This is a genomic window from Enterobacter cloacae complex sp. IR5412, assembly GCF_049237385.1.
Classification (GTDB): Bacteria; Pseudomonadota; Gammaproteobacteria; order Enterobacterales; family Enterobacteriaceae; genus Enterobacter; species Enterobacter intestinihominis.
The window spans coordinates 152,252-163,167 of sequence record NZ_JBMKHQ010000010.1 but is presented as its reverse complement, the minus strand read 5'-3'; the positions used below and the strand labels follow the sequence as shown (position 1 = coordinate 163,167).

Annotated in this window: 7 protein-coding genes; all 7 read right to left on the bottom strand. The window is 55.9% G+C overall.

Annotated features, from left to right (window positions below):
- A partial coding sequence (locus tag ACOTX2_RS17835; protein ID WP_162992763.1) for a 4Fe-4S binding protein occupies window positions 1–101 on the bottom strand: 101 nt, incomplete at its 3' end.
- 10 nt (window positions 102–111) lie between these two features.
- On the bottom strand, window positions 112–2,556 hold the full coding sequence (gene dmsA, locus ACOTX2_RS17830) for a dimethylsulfoxide reductase subunit A (RefSeq protein ID WP_023299718.1): 2,445 nt from the start codon (window positions 2,554–2,556) through the stop codon (window positions 112–114).
- 211 nt (window positions 2,557–2,767) lie between these two features.
- Window positions 2,768–4,060: a serine--tRNA ligase gene (gene serS, locus ACOTX2_RS17825; protein WP_003858266.1), complete on the bottom strand. Its 1,293-nt coding sequence runs from the start codon at window positions 4,058–4,060 to the stop codon at window positions 2,768–2,770.
- A gap of 92 nt (window positions 4,061–4,152) precedes the next feature.
- A complete protein-coding gene (gene rarA, locus ACOTX2_RS17820; protein ID WP_421625952.1) occupies window positions 4,153–5,496 on the bottom strand; it encodes a replication-associated recombination protein RarA in 1,344 nt (447 codons plus the stop codon).
- 9 nt (window positions 5,497–5,505) lie between these two features.
- Window positions 5,506–6,120 carry an outer membrane lipoprotein chaperone LolA gene (lolA, locus tag ACOTX2_RS17815; RefSeq protein WP_022647618.1) on the bottom strand — a complete coding sequence of 205 codons (615 nt, stop codon included), beginning with the start codon at window positions 6,118–6,120 and terminating at the stop codon, window positions 5,506–5,508.
- Window positions 6,121–6,247: 127 nt separating this feature from the next.
- The gene (locus tag ACOTX2_RS17810; RefSeq protein ID WP_063148380.1) at window positions 6,248–9,931 is read right to left on the bottom strand and encodes a DNA translocase FtsK 4TM domain-containing protein; all 3,684 of its coding nucleotides are present in this window, start codon (window positions 9,929–9,931) and stop codon (window positions 6,248–6,250) included.
- 135 nt (window positions 9,932–10,066) lie between these two features.
- Entirely contained in the window at window positions 10,067–10,561 is a 495-nt protein-coding gene (gene lrp / locus ACOTX2_RS17805; RefSeq protein WP_000228469.1) for a leucine-responsive transcriptional regulator Lrp, read from the bottom strand.
- Window positions 10,562–10,916: the final 355 nt, after the last annotated feature.

The following is a 10,916-nucleotide window of genomic DNA, read 5'->3' as shown; positions in this document are numbered from 1 at the left end:
ACGTCCGGGGTCAGGTCTTTATAATCCTTGCAGGCCAGCTCGCAGGTTTTACACCCGGTGCAGCGGCTGGAATCAATAAAAAATCCATACTGGGTTGTCATCGGTTACTCCTTACGCCTTTTCAACCTGAACGAGGTTTGTGTGGGATGGGTTGCCCTTCGCCAGCGGCGATGGACGCTGCGTAGTGAGAACGTTGATGCAGCCCGCCTGATCGATACGGTTCGCATCCGGGTTATACCAGGCCCCTTCCCCCAGCGCGACAACGCCAGGCATCATGCGCGGAGTCACTTTAGCTTCGATATGCACTTCGCCACGTCCGTTGAAGATACGTACGCGATCGCCATTACTGATGCCGCGCGCTTTCGCATCCATCGGGTTGATCCACATCTCCTGTCGGCAGGCCGCTTTCAGAACGTCAACGTTGCCGTAGGTGGAGTGAACACGCGCTTTGTAGTGGAAACCGGTTAACTGAAGTGGGAATTTCTCCGTCAGCGGATCGTTGTAGTTTTCGAAGCCAGGCGTATAGATCGGCAGCGGATCGATAACGTCCCCTTCCGGCAATTCCCACGTTGCGGCAATTTTTGCCAGCTCTTCGGAGTAGATCTCGATTTTGCCCGACGGCGTGGTCAGCGGATTGGCCTGCGGATCGTCGCGGAAGGCTTTATACGCCACGTGATGCCCTTCCGGATCGCGCTGCTTGTACATGCCCTGCTTGCGGAAGGTATCGAAGTCCGGCAGGTCTGGAATGGCTTTGCGTGAGAGCTCGTGCAGATGGCGCATCCACTCTTCCTGAGTACGCCCCTCTGTGAACTGCTGCTCAACGCCAAGACGTTTCGCCAGCTCGGACGTCATCTCATAGATAGTTTTGCACTCGAAGCGCGGTTTGATGGCCTGGTCTGTGAAGATCACATAGGACATGTTGCCGCAGGAGGCGTCCAGCGCGAAATCCATCTGCTCAGAGGCGGTGCAGTCTGGGAGCAGAATATCGGCATACTTCGCCGATGAGGTCATGTGGCAGTCGATCACCACAATCATTTCGCACTTCTTGTCGTCCTGCAAAATTTCGTGGGTGCGGTTGATCTCTGAGTGCTGGTTGATCAGGCAGTTACCGGCATAGTTCCAGATCATTTTGATTGGCACATCCAGCTTATCTTTACCCCGAACGCCGTCGCGTAGCGCGGTCATTTCCGGGCCGCGCTCGATCGCGTCCGTCCACATAAACATGGAGATGCTGGTCTGAACCGGGTTATCCAGCGTTGGCATACGTTCAAACGGTACTTCATACGAGCCTTCACGCGCCCCGCTATTACCGCCGTGAATGCCGACGTTGCCAGTCAGAATCGAGAGCATAGAAATAGCGCGGGTGGCAATTTCGCCGTTCGCGTGACGCTGCGGTCCCCAGCCCTGGCTGATATAAGCCGGTTTTGCTGAACCAATTTCACGGGCCAGTTGAACAATACGTTCGACTGGAATGCCGGTGATGGTAGATGCCCACTCAGGGGTTTTCGCTACCCCGTCGCTGCCCTGACCAAGAATATACGCTTTGTAATGCCCGTTAGCCGGTGCGCTGGCTGGCAGCGTCTTCTCGTCATAGCCGACGCAGTATTTATCAAGGAACGGCTGATCGACGAGGTTTTCAGTGATCATCACATACGCCAGCGCATTGACCAGCGCCGCATCGGTACCAGGGCGGATAGGGATCCACTCGTCTTCTCGCCCCGCGCCGGTATCGGTGTAGCGCGGATCGACGATGATCATACGTGCGTTGGATTTGGCGCGCGCCTGCTCAAGATAATAGGTTACCCCACCGCCGCTCATACGCGTTTCGCCCGGGTTGTTGCCGAACAATACCACCAGCTTGCTGTTTTCTATATCCGACGGGCTGTTACCGTCTGCCCAGCCGCCATAGGTGTAGTTCAGGCCCGCGGCAATCTGTGCGGAAGAGTAGTCGCCATAATGGTTGAGATAGCCGCCGCAGCAGTTCATCAGGCGCGCTACCAGCGTTTTACCCGGCGGCCAGGAGCGGGTCATGGTGCCGCCCAGCGTCCCGGTGCCATAGTTCAGGTAGATGGATTCGTTGCCGTATTCTTTGATCAGGCGCTGCATGTTGGTCGCGATAATATCGTAGGCTTCGTCCCAGCTAATGCGCTCGAACTTCCCTTCCCCACGCTTACCGACACGCTTCATCGGATATTTCAGACGATCCGGGTTATAAACGCGACGGCGCATTGAGCGGCCACGCAGACAGGCACGAACCTGGTGTAACCCTTCGTAGTTATCATCGCCGGTATTGTCGGTTTCAACGTATTTGATTTCACCGTCCACAACATGCATACGCAGGGGACAACGGCTACCACAGTTAACGGTACAGGCACTCCACACCACTTTTTCCGGGGCTGAAGCGGGAGACAGAGCCTCCGCCGCCGACGCCAGACGGGTAAAAGGAAGCGTAAAGGCGCTGCTGGCAACCGCCAGACCACCTATTGCCGTGGTTTTCATCAACCCACGGCGAGTGACCTCGGCAGCCATTAACGCTTCAGGCGCTTTGATTTTCATAAAGACTCACTTTGGTTGCTCACAAAGAAAAGAGAGGCGGCGCATACCGCTATGTAGTTTTATATATAACGAATTCCTTCGTTACAGGTGTTTTATGCTAACTTTCGTTCGGAGGAGTATTACTACTTTAGAGGGAGGGAATATTGCGTCGTATCAAATCAAAGATATAAAAAAAGCGCCCTGAGGCGCTTTTTTGTTTTGCAGCAAAATATTAGCCGATGAACTGCTGGCCTTTCATGTAAGGACGCAGCACCTCAGGGATCTCAATACGACCATCTGCCTGCTGGTAGTTCTCCAGCACGGCAACCAGCGTACGGCCAACCGCCAGACCAGAACCGTTCAGGGTATGAACCAGACGGGTCTTCTTGTCGGACTTGCTGCGGCAACGCGCCTGCATACGACGCGCCTGGAAATCCCAGACGTTAGAGCAAGAGGAGATTTCACGGTAGGTGTTTTGCGCAGGCACCCAGACTTCGAGGTCGAAGGTTTTGCAGGCGCCGAAGCCCATGTCACCGGTGCACAGCGCCATACGGCGGTATGGCAGCCCCAGCAGCTCCAGCACTTTCTCTGCGTGACCTGTCATCTCTTCCAGCGCGTCCATAGACTCTTCCGGACGAACGATCTGCACCATCTCAACTTTATCGAACTGGTGCATACGGATCAGACCGCGCGTATCACGACCGTAAGAACCGGCTTCAGAACGGAAACATGGAGAGTGCGCAGTCAGTTTGATTGGCAGATCGTCTTCGTCGATGATCTCATCACGCACGAGGTTGGTCAGCGGCACTTCCGCGGTTGGGATCAGCGCGTAGTTGCTGCTGTCAGCTTCTTCGTCCAGCGGACGGGTATGGAACAGATCGCCGGCAAATTTCGGCAGCTGGCCTGTACCGTACAGCGTATCGTGGTTAACCAGATACGGAACGTAGGTTTCGCTGTAGCCATGCTGCTCGGTGTGCAGATCCAGCATAAATTGCGCCAGCGCGCGATGCAGGTGAGCAATCTGACCTTTCATTACCACGAAGCGAGAACCGGTCAGCTTAACCGCAGCCGCAAAGTCCAGGCCCGCGTGCATTTCGCCCAGCGTCACGTGATCGCGCACCTCGAAGTCAAACTCGCGAGGCGTACCCCAGCGTTTCACTTCAACGTTGTCGTTTTCGTCTTTGCCGACAGGGACGCTGTCGTCAGGAATGTTCGGGATCGCCAGAGCGATATCACGAATTTCAGCCTGAAGAACGTCCAGTTCAGCTTTCGCCTGATCCAGCTCTTCACCCAGTTTGTTCACTTCCAGGCGTAATGGCTCAATATCTTCCCCGCGCGCTTTCGCCTGGCCAATGGATTTCGATCGAGAATTACGCTCTGCCTGCAGATTTTCTGTTTGTACCTGCAAAACTTTACGACGCTCTTCAAGAGCGCGCAGCTTATCTACATCCAGCTTAAAGCCCCGGCGTGCCAGTTTTTCAGCGACTGCGTCTGGCTCATTACGCAGCAGATTGGGATCGAGCATGCTTATCCTGTGCTTATCGAATTAAAAGAGGAAAAAGTGACCACAGCCTGCGGCCACAGAGATATATTGCCAACATTACCGCAACGATTGAACTAACGGTAGCGTTTTATAGGGCTATTTTGATCCTGTCCGGCAAGCCAGGCGAGCTTTTCGCCAATCTTACCCTCAAGACCTCTGTTTGTGGGGTGATAATAGCGGGTTTGTGCCATCTCCTGCGGGAAATACTCCTCGCCGGCGGCGTAGGCGTTGGGTTCGTCATGGGCGTAGCGATACTCCTGCCCGTAACCCATCTCTTTCATCAATTTGGTTGGCGCATTGCGCAGATGAACCGGCACATCGTAGTCCGGACGTTCACGTGCATCCGACATCGCCGCTTTGAAGGCGGTATACACCGCGTTACTTTTCGGTGCGCAAGCCAGATAGACAATTGCCTGCGCAATGGCACGCTCGCCCTCCGCAGGCCCGACGCGGGTAAAGCAGTCCCAGGCGGAAATAGCGACCTGCATGGCGCGTGGATCGGCATTACCGACATCTTCTGACGCAATCGCCAGGCAGCGACGCGCGACATATAACGGATCGCCACCGGCGGTGATGATACGCGCATACCAGTAGAGCGCCGCATCCGGAGCGCTGCCGCGCACGGACTTGTGTAATGCAGAGATGAGGTCGTAAAAACGATCGCCTTTATTATCGAAGCGCGCGCTGCGCTCACCGGCAATTTCGGTGAGCAGTTCAGGCTTTAATACGCGCTTGCCCGCATCGTCCACTTCGGCCATATCGGCCATCATTTCGAGCGTGTTCAACGCACGACGGGCATCACCGTTAACCAGTTCGGCGATAGCAAGACGCGTCTCGTCCGGCAGAACGATATCCTGCCCGCCGTAACCGCGCGCTTTGTCCTCCATCGCCTGCGTCAGAACTTTTTCAATATCTTCCGTGGTCAGCGATTTAAGCAGATACACGCGCGCCCGGGAGAGCAGCGCAGAGTTCAGTTCAAACGACGGGTTTTCCGTGGTGGCGCCGATAAAGAAAATCGTACCGTCTTCAATGTGCGGCAGAAAGGCGTCCTGCTGGCTCTTGTTGAAGCGGTGAACTTCGTCGACAAACAGAATGGTGCGACGTCCGGCATTGCGGTTTTGTCGCGCCCGCTCGATCGCCTCGCGGATATCTTTCACCCCCGACGTGACCGCCGAGATGCGCTCAACGTCCGCGTTGGCATAGCGGGCGATCACTTCAGCGAGCGTGGTTTTTCCGGTGCCGGGTGGCCCCCAGAGGATCATGGAGTGCAGATGCCCCGCCTCAATAGCGCGCGGCAAGGGTTTCCCCGCAGCCAGCAGATGTTGCTGACCGATGTACTGCGCTAAATTTTCTGGCCGCATACGGGCGGCCAGAGGTTGAAACGCATTATCTGAAAAATCGAGCGACAGGTTGCTCACTCATGCCTCTTACTTATTGCGTTGGTCGTCCACCGTTACGCCCTGCGGCGGGGTAAAGGTGAATTTCGATGCATCAATGGCGCCGTTTTGCTGAGACTTCAACTGATAGCTGCTGCGCTGATCGTCCTGCTCAACCGCGCCGAACTGATTGATGGTACCGTTGCTGCTCACGTTAATGGTGAACTGCTTCAGATTACCGTTACTGCCTTTTGGCGTCAGGACGAACTCATCACCGTTTTGTTTGATGTTGTACTGCTGCCAGTCGCTGGACTGGTTACGGGCAATGAGCATAAACGGCGTATTGCTGGTCGCGTCTTTGAGCCAGGTGGCGGTCGCCTGCTCAACAAACGGATTGTAGAACCACAGGGTTTTACCGTCAGACACCAGAACGCTTTCATCCGGCTGGGTCATGTGCCAGTTGAACAGATTTGGGCGTTTCACCCACAAATCTCCCTGGCCTTCCTGCACCGCGTTGCCGCTGCCGTCAGTCACTTTTTGCGTGAAGCTGGCGTGGAAACTGCTCACTTTATCCAGTCGGCTTTTAAGGTCGCTGGCTGCATCAGCCCAGACGCTGCTGGCAACAAAACTGGAGAGTAATGCACAGGCGATGGCGATTTTTTTCATTGTTATTCCTTAAAATACGTCTTCCCGATATGGGGGTTCCGTTTCTATTCTGTACCTGCCCGAAGGCAGGCGACAGAAGAATATGCTTAATTTTTGCTGATTTACCCTTCTTTGCAATCGCTGAAGATTACTCAAAAGGCGGTGGCGCCAGCACCTCACGGTTACCGTTGTGCCCCTGTTCGCTCACGATGCCCTGGGCTTCCATCTGCTCAATGATACGCGCCGCGCGGTTGTAACCGATACGGAACTGGCGCTGCACGCCGGAGATGGACGCTTTGCGTTTTTCGGTGACGAAATTAACCGCCTGGTCGAATAACGGATCCAGCTCTTCGCCGCCGTCAAAACCACCACCGCCACCTTCGTTTTCGCTGTCAGAGGTGATGCCGTCAACATATTGCGGTCGCCCGCGCGCTTTCCAGTCCTGCACAACCGCGTGCACTTCCTGGTCGCGAACAAACGCACCGTGAACACGCACCGGCGAGGTGGAGTTCGGCCCGGAATAGAGCATATCACCCATCCCCAGCAGCGACTCTGCTCCGCCCTGGTCAAGGATAGTACGGGAGTCAATTTTACTCGACACGGTAAACGCGATACGGGTCGGGATGTTTGCCTTAATAAGACCGGTGATTACATCCACGGACGGACGCTGCGTTGCCAGTACCAGGTGGATGCCCGCCGCACGCGCTTTCTGTGCCAGACGCGCAATCAGCTCTTCCACTTTCTTGCCAACGGTCATCATCAGGTCGGCAAATTCATCCACCAGCACCACGATGTAAGGCAGTTTTTCCAGCACCGGATGCTGGGCATCCATGCTGTCACCCGGCTTCCAGTATGGGTCCGGAATCGGACGGCCCATACGCGCCGCCTCGGCGATTTTCTCGTTATAACCGGCCAGGTTACGCACGCCCAGCGCCGACATCAGCTTGTAGCGACGCTCCATTTCATTGACGCTCCAGCGTAATGCGTTGGCGGCGTCCTTCATGTCGGTAACCACTTCCGTTAACAGATGCGGAATGCCTTCGTAGACGGACAGTTCGAGCATTTTTGGGTCGATCATGATGAAACGCACGTCTTCAGGCTGCGCTTTGTAGAGCATACTGAGGATCATGGCGTTCACCCCGACCGATTTACCCGAGCCTGTTGTACCCGCAACCAGCAGGTGCGGCATCTTCGCGAGATCGGCAACCACCGGATCGCCGGCGATATCTTTACCCAGCACCACGGTCAGCGGGGACGGGTTGTCGCGGAATTTGGTGTTATCCAGAACTTCACGCAGATAAACGGTCTGGCGTTTCTTGTTTGGCAGCTCAAGGCCAACGTAAGGCTTGCCTGGGATCACTTCCACCACGCGTACCGCCACGGTGGACAGAGAACGCGCCAGGTCGCGGGAGAGGTTAGAAATACGCGCCGCTTTTACGCCCGGTGCCAGGTTCAGTTCGAAACGGGTGATCACCGGGCCCGGTGAGTAGTTCACCACGTCCGCTTTAATGCGGAAGTCAGCCAGACGCGCTTCCACCAGACGGGCCATCTGCTCAAGGGCAAAGGTATCCACCGGCTCGACTTCCGCTGGCGGCGGCGTTAACAGATCCAGCGACGGCAGCGGCGTGCTTGGCCGTTGCAGCGGTCGGCTGTCTCCGTTACGCATCAGCAGCGGGTGAATCAGGCTCTCCTGCGGCTGTGGTGCTGGCTGCTGGAACTGTGGCTGAGGCGGTTGAGAAGGTGTCTGCGGCTGCGCATACGCCTGCGGCGCCAGCTGTTGCGGCTGCACATAAGCCTGTGGTGCAGGCGGCTGACGCACCGGCTCCGCTTCCGGCATTACGCTCGGCGTGAACAGCGGTTCGCTTGGGCCATCATCCACCAGATCTTTCATTGGTGAGAATTCGAAATCCGACAGCGAGAACGGGTTTGCCCCCGAAGGTTGCTCACCGGAATAACGCTGCTGCTGCGTTGCTGCAAATTGGCGCGCCAGCTCCGCTTCGGCCGCATCATCGTCGTCCTGCTGTGAAGGCACGTGATGCTGTGAAGGCACGTCATGCTGATACTCTTCGCCGTAACGCTGATTCTGCTGGGCAGCAAACTGACGCGCCAGCTCATCCTGATGCAGTTCGTCGGCATCATCTTCGTAGTCGGACTCACGGGCTTTTTCTTCCGCCATACGCTGGGAAGGCAGTTTAATGCCATAAGAGGCCAGCTCCCGGCGAGTCGGTACGCGCACGCGGTTAGGGCGCGGCAGCTGTGGACCAATGCCCTCTTTCACCTGAGGACGCGGGGCGCTGTCGGCTGCCGGGCTGAATAGCGGAGCGGACGCGGCAGCGGCTGCCGTTGCCTGCTTCACGGCTTCAGCACCCGACGCAACGGCTGGCGTAGGTTCTACAGGTGGAACGCTGACCGAAGGCGCTTTTGCAACAGGCTCCTGCACCGGCTCGGGCACGGGCTGATACCAGGCGGCAAGCTGCTCGCGCTCACGGGCGCGGCGCTCTTCCACTTCTTCAAAATAGTATAATGGCGGACGGGATGGCTTCGCTTCCTCCACCACTTCGGGTTCAGACACCGGTGCAACGTATGGCTGTTCAGGTACAGCGGGTTCGGGCGTATAAGCCTGATACGGTTGTTGCGGCACGCTGGCAGGCTCAGGCGGCTGATACGGTTGCTGCCACTGTTCCTGCTGCACAGGAATATAACTTTCAGGCTCCGGCGCAATGGTCGGTTCAGGCGTATGGACGCCTGGCGCAGTCTGCCAGTCTACCTGCGGTTGCTGGATCGCGGACTCCGGTGCCGGAACAGGCGAGGACGGCATCACGGCTTCAACAGGCGCAACATGGGCCTGCGCAGCCGTCGTTGCGGCAGCAGCAGCGGCTACCGGTTCAGTCACGGAGTAGCCATTCAGCAGCGGATCGTATTCGTCATACTCTCCCGGCGTGGCTCGATGGCCAGAGAACAGTACGTCATCAGGGTCGACGGCCGCACCGCGATACTCAATCTGCTCGTCTTCATCCATACGTTTGCCGGAGAACAGCGCGGCATCCGTTTTACGGCCTAACGGGTTAGAAAATTTTTCAGCGACGCGCTGGCGGCGCGCCAGAGCACCGCGCAGAATACGCGCGCGGCGAGATTCACGCCGCTGTACAGGCGCCTCGTCTTCCTCTTCGTACTCATCTTCATACTCGTCTTCATCGACCCACGTATCGTCACGACGGGTACGGTTGCTGGCGAACGTCAGCAGCGTCAGAATAAAGCTGCCGATCTTCTCAGCAATGCTCACCCAGGACCAGCCGGTAAACAGCGTCAGGCCCGCCGCCCAGATACAGAGCAGCGCCAGCGTGCCGCCGCTGCTATGAAGCATCGGTTGCAGCGCGGAGCTCAACAGGCTGCCGATCACCCCGCCGGAGGCGAAGTACCAGATATCATCAGCGTTGATCGCCGCCAGCCCACAGGAGGTGAGGATCAGCGCCAGGGCGCCAATCAGGCGCAGCGAAACGGCAAAATAATCGATGTAGTCGTCGTTCTGTCGATGACGCCAGGCAAACCAGCATCCGCCAATAATGATGACGGGAAGGGTATAAGCCATCACTCCGAAAATGAAAAAGAGCGTGTCCGCAAGCCAGGCACCGGGAACGCCACCTAAGTTATGAATAGGCTCATGCCATGCGGTTTGCGACCAGCTGGGATCTGAGGGGTTGAAACTGAGTAAGGCGGCCATCAGCCAGACGGCAAAAAGGGCAATAACAATCAGTAACGCCTCGAGGAGACGACGTCCGCTGCTTAGCTTAGATAATGTGACTTCTTTGTCTTCAGTGTATTCCTGGCTCAAGAAAGGCTCTCCAGGTATCAGGCATGTCCTGCCTGTGTGCTAAAACGGACAACAGCGCCGGGTATCCCCGGCACTGTTGCTGTATGGATTAACAGGAGTGTAATCAAACTACACTGATTTTGCACCTGTTCCGTGTTAGCGCGTCTTAATAACCAGACGATTGCTCTGTTTGACCTCTTCCATCACCACATAAGTACGGGTGTCGTTCACGCCTGGCAGACGCAGCAGGGTTTCACCCAGCAGCTTACGGTAGGCGGACATATCAGGCACACGGGTTTTTAACAGGTAGTCAAAATCACCGGAAACCAGATGACACTCTTGAATTTCTTCAAGTTTTTGTACAGCGGCGTTAAATTGCTCAAACACATCCGGCGCACCACGATTCAGAGTAATCTCAACAAATACCAGAAGTGAGGCATCCAGATAATGCGGGTTTAGCAGAGCCGTATAGCCCTGAATAAAACCCTGTCTTTCCAGTCGACGCACACGCTCAAGGCACGGCGTCGGGGAAAGTCCCACACGTTTTGAAAGCTCGACGTTGGAAATACGCCCATCCTTTTGCAATTCATTAAGAATGTTACGATCGATACGGTCGAGATCTTTGCCAGGGCGCTTCTTGCTATCTACCATTATTATTGTCTCTCTGTATTCCTTCCCTACTCCTGCCTGGACCCTGTGCACATCACTGTTCAGAGCCTGCACCCGTTATTCATCACATCGCCTGGTTATGTATTAGACGCGATGTGGATTCGGGGTCTGCGGTAAGAAGACCGTTGCCCGAAAGCAGTCACAGACATCACGTATGGCGTCTGTCCACACCATGCGTAGATTTCACTGACCCGGTAAAAATGGCATTTACGTGCATGTCTATTCGGCATGCAGTTCATGCGTCTTTTTTTCTTCCTTGAATGTTTTCGCAAAAGCGCAGGGGATTGTCAAAGCAAAACATCGATTTTTAGTACAAGATGCCGGATATTCATTACGG

Bases quoted from the DNA above. Each gene is read 5' to 3' on its own strand.
- dmsA (WP_023299718.1), bottom strand. From the start codon at position 2,556: ATGAAAATCAAAGCGCCTGAAGCGTTAATGGCTGCCGAGGTCACTCGC.
- serS (WP_003858266.1), bottom strand. From the start codon at position 4,060: ATGCTCGATCCCAATCTGCTGCGTAATGAGCCAGACGCAGTCGCTGAA.
- lolA (WP_022647618.1), bottom strand. From the start codon at position 6,120: ATGAAAAAAATCGCCATCGCCTGTGCATTACTCTCCAGTTTTGTTGCC.
- lrp (WP_000228469.1), bottom strand. From the start codon at position 10,561: ATGGTAGATAGCAAGAAGCGCCCTGGCAAAGATCTCGACCGTATCGAT.